Source organism: Aphanothece sacrum FPU1 (assembly GCF_003864295.1).
Taxonomy (GTDB): Bacteria; Cyanobacteriota; Cyanobacteriia; order Cyanobacteriales; family Microcystaceae; genus Aphanothece_B; species Aphanothece_B sacrum.
Window position 1 is genome coordinate 173,913 of sequence record NZ_BDQK01000016.1, and the last position, 16,661, is coordinate 190,573.

Here is a 16,661-nt window from a genome sequence, read left to right on the forward strand (position 1 = left end):
GTTATTTTTCTATATTAGTAAACCAAAGAAAAGCGTGTTGTTCGTGACGGTTATCATTGAAAATACGATAATTTAGTTGTAGTTCTAAATTATTATGCTGATGCCAATAAACTTGATGTTCTTGTTGAATTTGAGCAGCAATCTTGCGAGTTTCAATGATTCTATTTAATGGAGAGAAACGGGATAATTTAGGAATCCAATCCAAAGACCGATAAGCCTTTAATAAAGTTTCAATTCCTTTAAAATACCGCAAAGCTTGGGACTCAGGATGAACTTCTTTTAGATATAAACTTAGGTTATAAGCATATTCTAAATCCGTACTGATATGACCGCAGTAGGACTTACGATAACCCAGACATAAGTAAATTAATTGTTCAATTTCCTCGACCTTTCTATTGGCAAATCCATAACGAACCCCACCTAAAGTTCGATGAACATACCAGGCCCGCATATCTTCAATTTCGGCTGCGGGACTTTGGGTCGTTCTTTCATCAGGATAGTTCCAAAATACTCCTAATGTTTGGTCAACTACTTTACTGTTAATAAAAGGCAAAATCCGACTCTTAAATTCCGTATCTCCTGCCCCCCGGAAACTACCATCATAGTAACCAAAACGATCATGAATTGAACGACGATATAAAGCACCAACCCAAGACAAATAACAGGTTTCTAAATAAACTAAGTCCTGTTTATAATTCTGGCGATTATAAGACATAACGTCATTGACCCAACTGCCTTGTTTATCAACATTAGTGACTAAACTATGGCCAATGACCCAATCTAATTCTGGATCTTCATCTAATTCTTCGGCTAAAATTTCTAGACAACCAGGTAAGATGGTTTCATCTACTCCTAAAAATGACAAAAAACGTCCACTAGAAAGGTCAATTCCTCGGTTCCAAGCTGTCTGAATTGTTTCTCTTTTTTTGGATCGCGCGTAAACAATCGGGATATTAAGTTCATCCGCTAACTGTTGAAAAACCTGATATTCATCCCCCGGAGAACCACTATCAACTAGGATAACTTCTGCTTCTCCCCGTTGAATTAAAGTTTGATGCTGTAACGTTCTTAAAAACAAAGGAAGTTTATCTGCTGCATTGTAAAGGGAGACAATAACACTGACACGATAAACAGATTTATCTCGGCGATCATCAACAAATTCATAGTCCCATGCTTTATTGAGAACATTGTCTAATAATGACTGTTGAATTAATTCATAACAGCGATTTTCTCTTTCAGAATTTTGGACATACATTGCTTGTACTATCTCAGCTTCTTTAGTGAAACCTTGATGAGTTAAAGCCCGTTTTACATAGGAAATATCGCCGAATAAATCTTGATCTAACAGACGCATTCCCCTGAGTTTATAGGTAGCGGCTACCAGTTCATTCCCTCGTAATTCTTCAATTCTGGCAATTTCTCGCCATAAACGAACCCGATCTATCCGATAGCCATTTCCTAGTCTATCTTCTAAATTTTGATTTTCTCCACCAAAATCTGAACCTAACTTCCAACATTCTTTAACTTTGTTTCCCAAATCTTTTTGGGTTAATTCTGAAGCATTAAAAGTATATTTGTAGCGTTTAACTAATTTAGAAGATTTTAAAGTTTGAGCATTGCGAGTTTCTTCTAATGGTTTTCTAAGTTGCTCTCTTGTGTCTCCAATAGTGTTTTGAATCTGTTTATAAATTGGTTTAATTTGAGATTTAACAACTTTAACTACAGGTATTTTACCTAAACTAAATCCTGATCGATTAGAACCCCAATAAGTTACTAACTGACTATACCATTGAGCCAACTCTTCACTGGTTTCTGAATCAGACACTAAGGAAGAATTATAAATTGTTTCTAAATCGGGATCACTGGTTTCACGATTAGTAGAGAATAGTTGATTGACTAGATATTCTCGATATTCATCATAATTATCTAAAACTTTACTAATGAGAGGAAGAGCAGTATAGATATTATTAACATCAATTTTAATGAAGGGAATTTCTGGGAAAGTTTCTTCTAAAAAGCGACAAACTCCCGCCCCATTACCAATAGCCGTAGGACAACCAGAAAATAGAGATTCTAAAGCCACTAAATTTAAAGTATCGTATCTAGATGGCACAAAAGTAATCGATTTACTAGCAAATAATTCTACCAGTTCTGCTGGATTCATTGGTACACAAATCTTCAGATCTTTGTTTCGATTATTAATCATCTTCATTAGATAATCTTTAGAGCATTGGAGTTCGTTATAATTGAAACTATGAGGCCCAATTATTCTGGCTTCACTATAACTTTCTCTGGGAATCCACCACACTAAATCTACAAAAATATCAGGCCCTTTACGTTTTTCTGTGCGGCCAATAAAATTGATACTTGGGGGTTTTTCTGAGGGTAAACCTCTGGTGGGTTTAGGTAAATCAAGAAAATGGAGAGGATTATAATAATGAGAGTCTAAATCAGAAACTTCTCGCCATTCATCCAAATAACTATTACTAATCCCATAGCGAATATCTGCGGTTTTATATTGCATTTTTTCTTGGATATCTAAGGGAATATTCTCCAAGCCAAAATCAAACCAATCTAATCGCACAGTTGTAGAAATTATGCCATGCATTGAAAGAGCAATACGGTCAAAATTTACCTTAAAATAGTTAAGCGCAGGACGTAAAAAGATGCCCCATTGTTCATAGTCAGGCACATCAACTACATCAAATTGTTGATTAGCTGCGGATGCGGCAATATTACCCGCCATCACAAAAGCCCTTTCTACCCATTTTGGAGGTGTCACCTCGAAGAAATTTTTGAAATTTGTTAACAGAAACTGTTCTTGATAGGGAAGAACATGGGCGTTAGTCGGACGAGGGCTATCTAACAATTCTTTTACAGCAATATAATAGAAATCTATCTGGGGGTTTTTTTTGATAATACTGCGGTAAAAAGTTTGACCACCGCCAAGCTTAATAAATAAATCGAAATCAGCAATAAGGACTTTCATAAGATATTAACTAATTACCTTTTTTATATTTTGATCTTTGGTCACACACTTAATCAATTTTCTTATTAAATTTAGGGACGACATTGGTAAAATATTATGCACAATACGACAATAAGTCAACTAATCAATGGTCAGTAATTTTAATGCTTTACATCATTTTAGTTTACAATAACTAATAACTTTTTTTTGCGGTTTGACTGCAAAAAAACTATACAATGACACATTAATGCTATCCTTGACGTTTGTCCTTTCAGATAAGTTCCCTAACTCATCGAGGACTTAAGCATAGACTCTACCAATAGTGTCACAGTGGGTTACGCTATGATAATCCACCCTACTAATAGCGTATCTGCGTAAGTCGTGTCATCCTAATTTTGCTTGTTCAATCAGATCTTGATATTGACGATATAAGTTACGGTAATCATAATCTTGGCTAAATTTTCGGGCATTTTGTCCAATTTATTGCCGTTTTTTAGGATTATTCAAAAGTTGAGCAATGAGAGAAGGATATTCATCTAAGCGATCGCAGATAATTCCTTCTTTGCCAGATGCGACTGGATAACCCCGAAACGCTACAGTTGTTCCAAGAATTACTTTTCCATAAGCCATTACTTCAAATGTTAGTCTATCACTAACTTTGATTACGGTTTGTAAGAATGCCGAGAGATTCATAGAAAAAGCAATACAGAAGACATCTCCAATAATCTATAATCCAGTTACAGCAATGGAAGTAAGTGGGTTAAGACCTAATTGAAAATTTGGACTCAAGAACGATTTAATTAGAGTTTCAAGTATCAAAATCTAATTTTGCAGAAAAATTATGACTCATTACAACGTCAATTACTTGACCAGTATCAGCCGATTCTATTATTTCTAAAATTAAAGAACCAATTCTTAATCTTACTAAGCCACAAACGGTTAGAATAATTGAATCATATCGACTTTTATGTAAACGAAATCTTTCTTGAATAATTTTAAATATTTTCACGACTCTAATTAGATGTTCAACAAAAATTCGCTTCGATGATAAAATTTTATTTTCTTCTTTTTGTTCTTCAGTTAATTGCCCGTTCTTAGGCTTTTTCTGTGGGGTAGTTATTTGAGATTCTCCTACATAAGCTTTATCTCCACTGAAAGCTTGTTGAGAATCAAATTTATTTAGGGTTTGGCGACAGATTCTAATATCACTCATAGGACCGGGTTTTCCTACAACTACATCCACAATATCCGCTCCCTTTGGTAAAACCACAAACTGACTTTTAAAAGTATGTCTTTTTTGTTTTCCTGAATAATATTTTTTCTGAATTTCATAGTCGGAAGGTCTTTCTATGACTTGCTCAGCACTGTCTACTATCAATTCATGATTGGTTAATTCTTCCCGAATCTTTTCCATTTCTTCTTGACACTTTTTTACTTGTTCTAAGAGACTTGGTGGTAACTCATCTTGAAATATTTTTTGCCAATAATCAAAGAATTTATGAGCGGATGATTCACTGATCTGAAAAAGTAAGCCTAACAATTGAAAACTTAAGTGATGTCTTAGATAAACTAACATTAAAATAATTTGTTCTTCCTCAGAGAGTTTAGGATGATTTCCTCCTCCTGCTTTGATAATTCTAATTTTCTTTTTTTCGATTTCATCTTGTTTTCTTTGGCGCAGAATTTTTCCTTGTTCTATCAGTTGCCTTAATTGGTGATAATCAATTCCTAATAATCTTTTTGTTTCTTGAGGATGTTTCTGGATATGTTTCCAAGTGTAATTGTCCATTGGTCGGTGTTACTAAATTAGTTTTCACTTCAATTATACTCTATAATTTTAATCTTATAGTATTATAGAGAGGTCTAGAGTATTGTTCATCAAACTTACACAAATATAGAATGAATGAACATTAGTGATAAAATAATCAATATCTATTTAACAGTCTCTTTAATAGCAGAATTTAATAATAATCCATATTCAATTCCTTCTACTACTGCTTGATATGAGGCTTCTAAAATATTAGGAGAAACTCCTAATGTTGTCCAGCGTTCTTTGCCATTACTCGACTCAATTAAAACACGAGTATTTGCTGAAGTTCCTGACCCTCCATCTAAAATTCTCACCTTATAATCAGTTAGATGAAATTCAGCAATTTTAGGATAAAAATTAACTAAGGCTTTTCGTAAGGCACTATCTAAAGCCGAAACGGGGCCATTGCCTTCAGCAACTTCTAATCTATCTTCTCCATTCACAGTGACTTTAATCGTCGCTAAAGCATTAGTATAGGGCATTCCTTCCCCATACAACCTATCACAATGAACTTGAAAACCTTGCAGTTGAAATAAAATTTCTCGCTGTCCCAAAGCTTGACGCATTAATAATTCAAAACTCGCTTCTGCTGCTTCAAATTGATAGCCTTCATGTTCTAATTCTTTGATTTTTTCTAATATATTACGACAAGCAATATCATCCTTATTTAACTCAATTCCAAAGGTTTTAGCCTTGGATAAAACATTACTTAAACCTGACTGTTCAGAAATAACAATACGTCTTTCATTGCCAATTTCTTCCGGTTTAATATGTTCATAAGTTAAGGGATTTTTCTGCACTGCTGATACGTGAATTCCTCCCTTATGAGCAAAAGCAGAACGTCCTACAAAAGGCGCATGATCATCCGGGGCTAAATTGACAATTTCACTAATTAAACGACTGCTTTTTGTCAGTTGAATTAACTGATTTTCGGTTAAACAATCATAGCCCATTTTTAACTGTAAATTGGGAATTAATGTACATAAATTAGCATTGCCACATCGTTCCCCATAACCATTAATGGTTCCTTGTACCATTCTGACTCCTTCAATGACCCCGGCCAAACCATTAGCAACGGCCGTACCTGAATCATTATGAGTATGAATACCCAACTGCACAGAATCCGTATCCGGTTTAATCTCTAATTTTCTGGCCACATCCTGGACAATTTGGCTAATATCGTGAGGTAAGGTTCCCCCATTGGTATCACACAAAACTAACCATTCTGCCCCGGCATTTTTCGCCGCTTTTAGGGTTTTTAGGGCATAATCAGGGTTTTGTTTATAACCATCAAACCAGTGTTCTGCATCGTAAATGACCCGCCGTCCTTGACTAAGAAGATACTCAATAGTATCTGCTATCATCTTTAAATTTTCTTCTAGGGTGGTTTTAAGCCCCTCTGTAACGTGGAGATCCCAAGATTTTCCGAAAATAGTCACCCAACGGGTTCCGGCGGCTAGAATTGCTTTTAAGAGGGGATCTTCGGCGGCAATTTTATTAGGACGACGAGTAGAACAAAAGGCGACTACTTCAGCTTGGGTGAGGGGTTCTTCTTGTAATTTCCAGAAAAATTGTACATCTTTGGGATTTGCACCGGGCCAACCACCTTCAATGAAAGGAATACCCATTTGATCGACTTGACGGGCAATTTTGAGCTTATCTTCTAAGGATAGAGCAATTCCTTCTCGTTGGGCCCCATCTCTGAGGGTGGTATCATAAATCCAAATCCGATTAGATGCACACATAATTAGGATTAATATTCAATAAAATTTAACGAAACAAGGGTTAGTCTATCCCTTTCTTTTATCTGCGATCGCTCAAAACCCATTTGTTAGCGATCGCGGATTTAGATTAGCTTTCTTTGTTATACCATTTAAGTGACTTTTAAGGGTTAATTTCCGTAAAAATACAGCTTTGTTTTAAATAAAGTTAACAAACATTAGAACAAAAGTTAGGTTATGATCTAAAAAAATATAGTGGAGTAAAAATGAGATGAGTTTTAATAATAAGTTTTTAGGTGATTTAAAAGGATTCATCGACGATCTGGAAAATGTTTTTGATGTTAAAACTAATTCAACAAAAACTACTTCTGACTCAAAATCTACAGAAAATTCTCATAATTATCTAACAACAGAAGAAAGAAAAGCGTTTGCTGGTTTATGTGCTTTAGAAGGAAAATCTGAAGTTGAAAAGTTAGCAGAATTAGTTAAAGAATATATAGATATAAAGAGACAAAGATTATAAAAAGAACTCCTATTGTAGGTTGGGTTGAGGGATGAAACCCAACAACCTGAGGTCGGAGTTCGGATTTTTTCAACGAGAGAATAAGGGTTGCCAGACTCTTGCTTGTAGCGAATTTTCCACAAATTACCTTATGTCGAACTCAGGTCAACAATTAATCTTATACAGACCTTATGTCTGATCCTATAAAAACTAAGTCCGACGAGCGCGGACTAAATGCTAGGTTGCGTAGGCAACCTTTGTTTGTATAGCTTCACTCTGAGCGAGTTAAAGTCTATTATTTGTGATAATTTAGCAGAACAAGTTCGGTAGAACCCTGATTATTTCATTTTAATATTTGTTGGGTTTCGTTCCTCAACCCAACCTACATTTTAAAGGTTACTAGAATCCAAACTTTTAGCTGCTTCTGGACTTAAAGGAAGATGTAAACCACATTCTTGTTTAAGTCCATGAAAACGACTGTCTCTTTCATTTTCATCCCCGGCCATTACCGGACGACTAGAATGCCAATCACCCACAGAAACATATCCTTGATCAAAATAGGGATGATAAGGAAGATCATAAGCAGTTAAATAATGATAAATATCACGAGAAGTCCAAGTTAAAATCGGATGAACTTTATAATGATTTCCTTGTTTAGCAACACGAGAAAGAGATTTACGGTGATTAGTTTGATCACTTCTTAAACCTGCTAACCAAGCTGTCCCATTTAACTCTTGTAAGGCCCGTTGCATCGGTTCAACCTTGCGAATTAAATCGTAGCGATTGAGAGATTCCACATCATTTTGATCCCAAAGTTTACCATAAAGAGCCTCCATGCGGGCAGGACTGAGGGGAGATTGATAAACTTTTAAATTAAGCTGTAAGCGTTCGGTTAAGTCTTGGGCAAATCTATAGGTTTCCGGGGGAAGATAGCCTGTATCGACCCAAATCACCGGAATATCAGGAATAACTTGAGTCACTAGATGTAACATCACGGCCGCTTGAATACCAAAACTGGTACTCATCACTAAACCATCACCAAAGGTATTAACTGCCCATTGAACCATTGTTTGGGCATTAGCATTAATTAAGGTTTGGTTAATGGCTTCTAAGTCTAATTCAGGTTGATTGGTATAATGAGGGTGAAGAACCTGATAGGCTGTACCGTAAGTGTTATCTGTATGAGAGTTGACCAAGTTAGTATGGGTCATGCTATATTTTTCCTCTTGTGTTCAATAAATCTTGAGGAGCCATTGAAATATGACTAGGCTAATTTTGATTGTATCTTAGTTTTAGGGGGGAAAAGTACTCAACTTCTGACTTAAGAACTTGTATCGAGGGTGTCTTTCTCCTGAGCGTTCAATGTTTATACTGTAATAAGTTAAGAGATCTAGAGTCAATGGTTGGTTGAATGTAACATAATTGATACTACATTAGTGTTATAATAATTTATAGGTATTGCTTATATTAGTTAGGTTGTCCTGACTTAAAACATAAATGAAGTATAAGTGAAGTATTAACAAGGTGAGATATCATGATTTAAGGGGTTAAAACACCCCAATTGAAGTAATACAAAAGTTAAATACCTACTTCTGTTTATCTCAAACCTGAAAACCTTTATCCATATAGGATAAGACCATTAATCAGTGGAACTTAAACAAGTTATTATTGCCTATAAAGCGGGGGATGCTCAAAGTAAATCTTGGGCCCAGACCTGTTCTCGGCAATTAGAAGCCCGCAAATGTAAAGTATTAATGGGGCCGAGTGGGTTTAAAGATAATCCTTATCCAGTGTTTCTGTCTTCAGTAACGGATAAGATTGATCTAGCTGTTGTCTTAGGGGGGGATGGTACCATATTAGCCTCTGCCCGACAATTAGCCCCCGAAGGAATTCCTATTTTAGCGGTCAATGTGGGGGGACATCTAGGGTTTTTGACCGAACCTTTTGAACTATTTGAAGATACAGAAAATGTTTGGGATCGTCTTCAAGGCGATCGCTATGCTATGTTACAAAGGATGATGTTAGAAGCGCGTTTATTTGAAGGCGATCGCTTATCTCCTAAACAAAGTAGTGAACGTTTTTATTGTCTCAATGAAATGTGTGTTAAACCCGCCAGTATTGACCGAATGCCAACGGCGGTGTTAGAAATGGAAGTAGATGGGCAAATAGTAGATCAATATCAAGGAGATGGTTTATTAGTGGCCACTCCTACGGGATCAACTTGTTATAGTGCGTCAGCAAATGGCCCTATTATCCATCCAGGGATGGATGCTATCTCCGTGACTCCTATTTGTCCTTTGAGTCTTTCAAGTCGTCCTATTGTTATTCCTCCCCGTTCGGTAGTCAATATTTGGCCCTTGGGGGATTATGAATTAAATACTAAGTTATGGACAGATAGTTCTTTAGCTACGTCTATTTGGCCCGGACAATGGGCCTCTGTCAGAATGGCTGATTGTATGGCTAGATTCATTATTTTGCGGGAAAATTACTCCTTTTATCAAACCCTCAGAGAAAAATTACAATGGGCAGGTGCCAGAATTCGTTATAACAATAATCATCGAGTCTCTTGAAGTTCAGTGTTAGGGGGGGTTTCCTCAGATAGACATTGAATCAGGGTTTGCAGTTTCATCCGTTCGATGTAGGGCCAACCTCCAGTTTCCTCAATTTCTCTGAGAATCTCATAGAGAGAGTTACGAGTATTGGGTAAGGAAGGTTCAAACATATCACTACGAATTTCTCGGTGGAGAGTTTCTAGGATACGCAGTAAAGCTAGTAATTTCTGACTATCCCCCTCACATTGATGAGCTAAACTGTTGACATTGACAACAAGATCTTTAAGAGACTCCGAGAAAGAACTGCTTTCTGGGAGCAAAGACGACTGTATTGTCTGTTGTGTTTCTTGTTGCTGCATGGTTAATCTTGTATCTTTGCCCTAGTCTTCCCATCATAAGAGATTCTGAGTCCAAAGAATTCTCAACTTTTAAAGTAGGGGCGTTACGAAATTTTGGTAGAGTAGATCCCGATACAATTTAGCGAACTTGTCCGAGATGCTATCTGTTATCTCTTTAACGAGTGATGCAAATAGGGACAAGAAATTAAAATTTGAGATTGACAAAGCGAGGATGATCATGAAGTTTCGTGCATTAATTATTGCTTTTTTGGCTCTATGCTTAGGGTTAATAACAGCTTGTAGTGATGGGCCTGCTAATGCGGTTAATCCCCAGGATTTAACCTATGATGAGATTTTGAATACCGGATTGGCTAATCTATGCCCCCAAATGTCTGAATTTACACGGGGTTCTTTACCCGTTGAAGCAGGTAAAACTTACTTAGTTGAAGATTTGTGTCTTCAACCCGAAGAATATTTTGTTAAGGAAGAACCTGTTAATAAACGACAAAAGGCAGAATATGTTGCTGGGAAGCTCTTAACTCGTTATACAACCAGTTTAGAGCAAATTACTGGAAAAATCACCGTCAGTAACGATGGGGTTTTAACCTTTTCTGAAAAAGAAGGGATGGATTTTCAACCTGTGACAGTTCAGTTACCTGGTGGTGAACAAGTTCCTTTCTTCTTTACTATCAAAAACTTAGTGGGTATTACTGAACCTGGATTCAGTTCTATCAACAGTTCTACTGATTTTGAAGGCTCTTTTAAAGTTCCTTCTTATCGGGGGGCAACTTTTCTTGATCCTAAAGGTCGTGGGTTAGCTACTGGTTATGATAATGCGGTTGCTTTACCTGCAACGGCTGATAATGACGAATATGCTAATGTGAAGCAAACTCCTATTGGTAAAGGGTCTATTTCTCTACGAGTCACTAAAGTTGATAAGGAAACTGGAGAAATTGGTGGGGTGTTTGAAAGTGAACAGCCTTCTGATACTGATTTAGGCGCGCAAGAACCTCTTGAGGTAAAAATTCGGGGTAGTTTCTACGCTCGCGTTCAACCTGCATCCTAATCAGTTTCTTTAAATGTAAGCTACACATTTATCTACTGGGTTTTATTATACGGATTAAAAGACCCCTGTAACTCAGGGGTCTTTTTACCTCTATCTGCAAATCTGTCAACTTCCCATAATATAAATTGTAGATATTCTGGTATAGCAACCGCCAAGGCGGTTAGGACACTGTGCGAAGCACATCTTCCATGGCATCCCGGAGACAGTCAAACTGACTAATTTTTTTACGAATTCGACTCTTTAACCATGACCAGCATCGCTCAATTTTATTAAGGTCAGGTGAATAAGGTGGCAAGTATTTTAACTGGCAACCAGCAGCTTCAATTAATTCTTTAATACGTCCACCTTTATGAAAGGTAGCATTATCGGCAATCACTATTTGACCCGGTTTTAGTGATGGGATCAAACAAGTTTCTAGCCACGTTTCAAAAACGATTCTATTACAAGCTCCTTCAACAGTAAACGGAGCGAACAGCTCTCCATTACACAAGGCAGCAATCATATTAACTCGTCCTTCCCTCCTCCCACTTTTGAGTGCATAAAAACGTTTTCCTCTTTCATTATAACCATAGCCATAATCTTCTCTATTATCCATGCCCGCCTCATCTATATAAACTCTTTGCTCAGGTTTATATCTAGCTATTTCTTCAGAGAATTTCTGTCTAGCGAAGTCTCCTGTTTCTTTAAGACGCTTCAGCCATAAATCTATGGTATTACGACTAATGTTGAATAGTTCGCTTGCTTCACTCTTTTTGAGTCCATCAAGCTCGGTGCTTTCGCACTCGCGCAGCGAGACCGCATTAATGACTTTCTGGCGCAGGTCATAACTGTAGGGTTTAGCCATAGAGAAGAAAAGTTTAAGGGTCTTTCTCTATTCTATGTCCTAATCGCCCTGGCGATTGCTATATCTCTGAAAGGACTATTAATTCATGGGTTCTTAAGGAGAGAATGCCTAAGCTTGATAGTGCTGTGCTTTTATGCGGTCATCTTGGCGTATCCCTTAAAACTCTGGCCAAGTCATTAGATATCGATGTATCGAATGTTCGTAATGACTTACCCATCTCAGAACCATCAAACGAGTTAACCATCAGTAAAGTCTAACTGCTCTGTGTGTTCCCTAACTTGTGCCAAATGGCAGCGATCGCGGATTTGTTCCCTAAAAACATTCGTTCTGAAAAGGTAAGGAGTTTTTAGAAACTAATTAACTGTGCCAATTGGCAGAAAATTAATGACTATATTTTTTTGTGCCAATTGGCATCAACTCACTCCGATCCATCACCGCCAGAGCCTTATGCCAAACCCTGAAAAATCTCATCTATATAGAGGCGACAAAAGTATCTCTATATATAAAAGAGTTCAGCACTTAATCCTTGCCATCATAAATGACCAAAGCGGCCATCGGGGACACTCTAAGGTCATTTGCCATTGGTCAAATTTTGGTATCTTGGCCACCTTGGCCATGGTGATGGTGTGGTGCGCGATCGCTTACTGGTTTCCCCGCTTGTTTATTTTAATAAGCCGTGCTTATCACCACAAGTGCAGGAGAGCCCAATTTCAACGGTTAATGGCTACCTATCAACGGGCTGGCTTAAGTACCATTCCCCTAATTGTTGCTTATTTCTGAGGTGTTCGGGGCAATGGCGATCGCGGGCTTATTGTTCCCTAACTAATTGTTCGGAGACTGATTGTTCCCTAACTACGCGATTGCTATCAATACCAATTGTGGGGTATTTTTGTAGGGGCGTTTTTTGTAGGGGCGGGTTTTTTACATAAGTCCATTATGTTCACAAGAAAGTTAAATAAACCCGCCCCTACTTCAATATTAAGATACTTTATCTTGTGATCGCTTAGCATCTAGTTCTTTTGTTAAAAAATAGTTAAGAAAAGTCCGAATCACAGCAATGATACCTAATTTGCCTAAAGCCTCAAAAGAAGGGGCCACAGTAGTTGCCACCACATCCGCTCCTAATTGAAATTCTAAAGCTAAAGCCAGCCAAGAGGCAAATTCTAATCGCAGTTGGGCCAAAGGAAAAGAACGACTACGAGGAAAAGCGATTATGACCGAACGGACTGAAACAAAAAAACCATAGACAACACAAACCACAGAAACAAAGTCTAATAAGAGCTTAAACAACAGCACCCATTGATGTAAATTTGCTTCAAGATATTCGACTAATTTTATAGTCTGTGTAGTTTCTGTAATCAATTTTAGCATGAATTGTCATTTTCTTCTGTAATTCTACCCATAAATAAGGGCAATTAGCCAGGGATTTACCCAAAACTACAGAGGAAAAGAAACACAGAATTTTTTAGAATGAGATTAAGTTGACTAAATGTTTACGTTTTCCAATATTTTGAGGTTTTTATTCTATGGTCTTCACCTCAATTCCCACACAGAAACTCTCTCAACAAGCAGAGCATATTTTAAAGAAAAAATATCCCAAAAGACATCATCATTATGGACTAGACGATTTTTTCTGTTTTCAAACTAATACAGGTACTATTATTGATTGGAATGAATCCCGTAATATTCTCACCAGTGAAGATTTTATCATTGGTTTAATGGAAGGACTCGAACAAGAAGTAGGAAGTGCCGCAGGAGTTGTCCTTTATAGTATTGGTCTTGAATGGGGTAAACGAGATGCTGACTTTTTTCAAAAATGGTTTTATAGTGAATACGGATACCAAAAACCTCTTAATCAACTCAATCTTTTATATGTTTTAGAGGCTTGGTGGTGGCCTTTTACCGCTCAAGGTTGGGGTAACTGGGAAGTAGATATGAGCGAACAGAAAAACGGTTTCATGTTCGTCAATATTTTTGATTCTGCTGTAGCAAGAACTTTAGGAGATGTGGGTAAACCCGTCTGTCACATTTACGCCGGACTCTTAGCCGGATTTTTTGGCAATTTAGTCAAAAAAGACTTAAGCTGTATCGAAATTCAATGTTATGCCATGGGGGAAACCTTTTGTAAATTCCTCTTAGGGAAACAAAATCGCATTGATGCGGCTACGTTTTGGCTAAATGAGGGGGCCCACGCGAAAGATATCGAAAAACGCCTACAAAATGGGGAGTATCTCAAGTGATGAGTCAGCATACCTGGGCCGGGTTAAGGGTTGACTACTTTTTTAGTACCTATAATTGGTCAGGTATTCCCCAAAAATTAGAACCCTCAGCCATCTTAGAAGACCCTCCTTCTTGGTTATGTTTCAAATTAGGAGACTTTATCCAACAAGCAAATTGGACTGGTAAACCATCATTTAAACCGTTAGAAAAATCAACTCAAGAGGTTTCTGGTGCTTTAGTCACTCTCCCAGTTAGCACATTTTTGGGAGGCATAGTTTGGGGAAATAATAACAAAGTAGGAGTGGTTCCTAAGCTATCTTCTCCCTCCCCTAAACCTTCTATCACTCCTCCAGAATTCAATGTGAATAATTTATCAGATTTATTCTAAAGAAACACCATGCAAATAGACTTTCAAGAAGTATTTTATGCGGCTGAAGATCATTATCTTCAACCAGAAGAAATTGCCAACTTTAAAAATCAAGTAAATTCTCTAAAAGAACGGTTAGCTACTTATAAATGGTTACGAGATCAAGAGATTTCTTTATTTCAACCCATTGCTAATGGTTTATTAAGAGACTTTCCTAACACTAAGACTGAACTCATTGAAAGAGCATTAAAACATTGGATTGCGGTGATGCGTTATGGGTCTATGGCCATGTTACTCAATAACCCTGATTATTTCCAACATAGACTTTTAGAATGGTTAACCGATATCATTCATGCTCATGAAATGGTAGCCATAGAACAGCGTCTTTATGAGCGATTACAAGACAGTTTATACGAGATGCTACCTCAAGAACAATGGCAATTACTTAAACCTTTCTTATCTCAAGCTCATCATACTTTACTTGAATCTAACACCAATCTTCAACCTATTTTAGTCGGAGAATAAGCATGATTGATATTGCTAATTTAATCCAAGATAATCCAGTTAAGGGTAACTATTTTTCTCCTGATGCTTATGTTCAAGGTGACTTTGAATTTGGGTTGCTTGAAAACCGTAGTGGTTCTCGTCTTTTAGCTTTACCTGAAACCTTATTACAAGCTCTTTATGCAGCTTTAGAAAACGAATTAGGTCAAGGAAGTGGTGTTGCTTTGTTTAGTTGTGGCCTTTGGTGGGGTAAAAGCTTTTATCGACGGTTTGCAGAAGAAGTTGGAAAATATTATGGTAAACCTTTAGCAAGCATGGAAATGATCGAATTTTTGCAATGTTTAAAACAATGCTGGAAAACTCATGGATGGGGAACTTTAGAAATTGATTTTAAATATTATCAACAGGGATTTTTACTTGCTAAAATTATCAATTCTCCCTTTGCTCAATTTGCTCCCCAAAATAAACGTCCGATGTGTTTTTTTGAAGCAGGAATTTTAAGTGCTTTTTTAAGTGAAATTACTGAAGAAAAATTACATTGTATCCAAACATCTTGTGAGTCTATGGGAGCCGATTGTAATGATTTTGTGATTGGTATAGCTGAAAGAATTAATCCGGCTTCAGCTTGGTTAGAAGAAGGACATGATCATGGAACGATTATGGAACTTTTGTGTCGTAATCAATCTATTATTAATTAAAATAAGGAGACTTTTAAAATGGCAAAAATTGTTAAACTCGATCCGATGAATACAGAAGTTTCTATTCAAACTAATGACAATATTCTCAGTGCTTTATTAAAGAATGAACTTAATGTTTTGAAGGAGTGCGGAGGGCGAGGAATGTGTTCTACTTGCCATGTCTTTATTAAAGAAGGAACGGACGGTTTATCCCCTGTTAACCGACGAGAAATTAGAACCTTAGAAGTGATTACAACGGCTCAAAAATTCTCTCGACTTGCTTGTCAAGCACGGGTTATTGGGCCGGGAGTTGTGGTTGAAGTTCCTTCTGGGATGTATGTCAATCAAATTGACAATATTGAAGATTTAATTGGCCGTCGTGCTGAACAAGATATCTTACATCCTTTGACAGGTTCAGTATTAGTAGAAGCGGGTAAATTAGTCACTCGTTCTATGATTACTCAACTCAACAATACTAAGGTAGAAGTATCTGATTATTTGCAAAAAACTCAGGATATTTAAACAATAAAAAATTAACATTTTATAAATATTCTGAACTCAAAAATATCAATCAAAATGAGGAAAATTAGACAATGTTAACCCAATTATCACGGTTAAATTTACAGGCTGATGGTCAATATGCTACTGATCAAGAATTACAATTTCTTGAAGATTATTTGAATTCAGCAGAGCAAAGGATTCGTACTTATGAAAAAATTAGAGAAAATGAATCTTCTATTCTGGTGGAAGTAGAAACAAAAATGCACGAATTAAACAAAAATAATTCTTTATTTTTTATGGGACAACATGAAAAAGAAATTTGTCGGCGTGATCGTCAAAATGCTGTTCGTTATAGTAGTGCTGCCATGTTAATTAATGATCTTGATCGGTTACGAGATGGATTATTAATTTGGGTACAAACTATTGTGCGGGCCGTGGGTTATAAATACTTTGTTGGAACTCATTACCCAATTATTCAAGAAGTAATTAAACAATATCTTACTCCTGAAGAAGCGGCTCTTATTTTGCCGGCCTTACAAATAGATTGTACCATTCTTGGAGCTTAAATTTAAGTTCCACTTAATCATTAAA

17 protein-coding genes are annotated in these 16,661 nt (G+C 36.8%); 9 read left to right on the forward strand and 8 right to left on the reverse strand.

Annotated elements, in window-relative coordinates; translation table 11 throughout:
- Position 1 precedes the first annotated feature (1 nt).
- The 4 genes from AsFPU1_RS18860 to cimA form a co-directional block, all read right to left on the reverse strand.
- Positions 2-2,989, reverse strand: a complete 2,988-nt coding sequence (locus AsFPU1_RS18860; protein WP_124972705.1) for a glycosyltransferase — start codon at positions 2,987-2,989, stop codon at positions 2-4.
- A 459-nt stretch (positions 2,990-3,448) separates the two neighbouring features.
- A complete protein-coding gene (locus AsFPU1_RS18865) occupies positions 3,449-3,661 on the reverse strand; it encodes a glycosyltransferase (RefSeq protein WP_124972707.1) in 213 nt (70 codons plus the stop codon).
- Positions 3,662-3,776: 115 nt separating this feature from the next.
- Positions 3,777-4,757, reverse strand: coding sequence for a transposase family protein (locus AsFPU1_RS18870; protein ID WP_124972709.1), 981 nt, complete (start codon positions 4,755-4,757; stop codon positions 3,777-3,779).
- 143 nt (positions 4,758-4,900) lie between these two features.
- Positions 4,901-6,523: a citramalate synthase gene (gene cimA / locus AsFPU1_RS18875; RefSeq protein WP_124972711.1), complete on the reverse strand. Its 1,623-nt coding sequence runs from the start codon at positions 6,521-6,523 to the stop codon at positions 4,901-4,903.
- Positions 6,524-6,770: 247 nt separating this feature from the next.
- Here cimA and AsFPU1_RS18880 point away from each other — a divergent pair, with 247 nt between their 5' ends.
- Positions 6,771-7,022, forward strand: coding sequence for a hypothetical protein (locus tag AsFPU1_RS18880; RefSeq protein WP_124972713.1), 252 nt, complete (start codon positions 6,771-6,773; stop codon positions 7,020-7,022).
- Positions 7,023-7,390: 368 nt separating this feature from the next.
- Here AsFPU1_RS18880 and cysH read toward each other — a convergent pair whose 3' ends face one another.
- Positions 7,391-8,212 (reverse strand): phosphoadenosine phosphosulfate reductase, encoded by an 822-nt coding sequence (gene cysH / locus AsFPU1_RS18885; protein ID WP_124972715.1) that lies wholly within the window; start codon positions 8,210-8,212, stop codon positions 7,391-7,393.
- Positions 8,213-8,647: 435 nt separating this feature from the next.
- Here cysH and AsFPU1_RS18890 point away from each other — a divergent pair, with 435 nt between their 5' ends.
- Positions 8,648-9,571: an NAD(+) kinase gene (locus AsFPU1_RS18890; RefSeq protein ID WP_124972717.1), complete on the forward strand. Its 924-nt coding sequence runs from the start codon at positions 8,648-8,650 to the stop codon at positions 9,569-9,571.
- Here AsFPU1_RS18890 and AsFPU1_RS18895 read toward each other — a convergent pair.
- A complete protein-coding gene (locus AsFPU1_RS18895) occupies positions 9,556-9,885 on the reverse strand; it encodes a hypothetical protein (protein ID WP_124972911.1) in 330 nt (109 codons plus the stop codon). The two genes, AsFPU1_RS18890 and AsFPU1_RS18895, sit on opposite strands and share 16 nt — an antisense overlap.
- Positions 9,886-10,129: 244 nt before the next feature.
- Between AsFPU1_RS18895 and AsFPU1_RS18900 the strand changes: the two genes are divergently transcribed.
- Positions 10,130-10,957, forward strand: a complete 828-nt coding sequence (locus tag AsFPU1_RS18900) for a photosystem II manganese-stabilizing polypeptide (RefSeq protein WP_124972719.1) — start codon at positions 10,130-10,132, stop codon at positions 10,955-10,957.
- A gap of 160 nt (positions 10,958-11,117) precedes the next feature.
- Here the strand turns inward: AsFPU1_RS18900 and AsFPU1_RS18905 are convergent, their stop codons facing one another.
- Positions 11,118-11,801: an IS630 family transposase gene (locus AsFPU1_RS18905; RefSeq protein ID WP_124972721.1), complete on the reverse strand. Its 684-nt coding sequence runs from the start codon at positions 11,799-11,801 to the stop codon at positions 11,118-11,120.
- Between the two features lie 978 nt (positions 11,802-12,779).
- A complete protein-coding gene (locus tag AsFPU1_RS18920; protein ID WP_227873419.1) occupies positions 12,780-13,172 on the reverse strand; it encodes a DUF1622 domain-containing protein in 393 nt (130 codons plus the stop codon).
- A gap of 155 nt (positions 13,173-13,327) precedes the next feature.
- Between AsFPU1_RS18920 and AsFPU1_RS18925 the strand changes: the two genes are divergently transcribed.
- The 6 genes from AsFPU1_RS18925 to AsFPU1_RS18950 all read left to right on the forward strand — a co-directional run bounded on the left by AsFPU1_RS18925 (position 13,328) and on the right by AsFPU1_RS18950 (position 16,636).
- Positions 13,328-14,041, forward strand: coding sequence for a V4R domain-containing protein (locus tag AsFPU1_RS18925; RefSeq protein WP_124972725.1), 714 nt, complete (start codon positions 13,328-13,330; stop codon positions 14,039-14,041).
- A complete protein-coding gene (locus tag AsFPU1_RS18930; RefSeq protein WP_124972727.1) occupies positions 14,041-14,409 on the forward strand; it encodes a hypothetical protein in 369 nt (122 codons plus the stop codon). Before AsFPU1_RS18925 ends, AsFPU1_RS18930 begins: the two co-directional genes overlap by 1 nt.
- A 9-nt stretch (positions 14,410-14,418) precedes the next feature.
- Entirely contained in the window at positions 14,419-14,913 is a 495-nt protein-coding gene (locus tag AsFPU1_RS18935; RefSeq protein WP_124972729.1) for a globin family protein, read from the forward strand.
- A 2-nt stretch (positions 14,914-14,915) separates the two neighbouring features.
- Positions 14,916-15,590, forward strand: coding sequence for a V4R domain-containing protein (locus tag AsFPU1_RS18940; RefSeq protein WP_124972731.1), 675 nt, complete (start codon positions 14,916-14,918; stop codon positions 15,588-15,590).
- Positions 15,591-15,608: 18 nt separating this feature from the next.
- Positions 15,609-16,091: a 2Fe-2S iron-sulfur cluster-binding protein gene (locus AsFPU1_RS18945; RefSeq protein ID WP_124972733.1), complete on the forward strand. Its 483-nt coding sequence runs from the start codon at positions 15,609-15,611 to the stop codon at positions 16,089-16,091.
- A 71-nt stretch (positions 16,092-16,162) separates the two neighbouring features.
- Complete coding sequence (locus AsFPU1_RS18950; RefSeq protein WP_124972735.1) at positions 16,163-16,636, forward strand: bilin-binding protein; 474 nt, start codon at positions 16,163-16,165, stop codon at positions 16,634-16,636.
- The last annotated feature ends 25 nt before the right edge of the window (positions 16,637-16,661 follow it).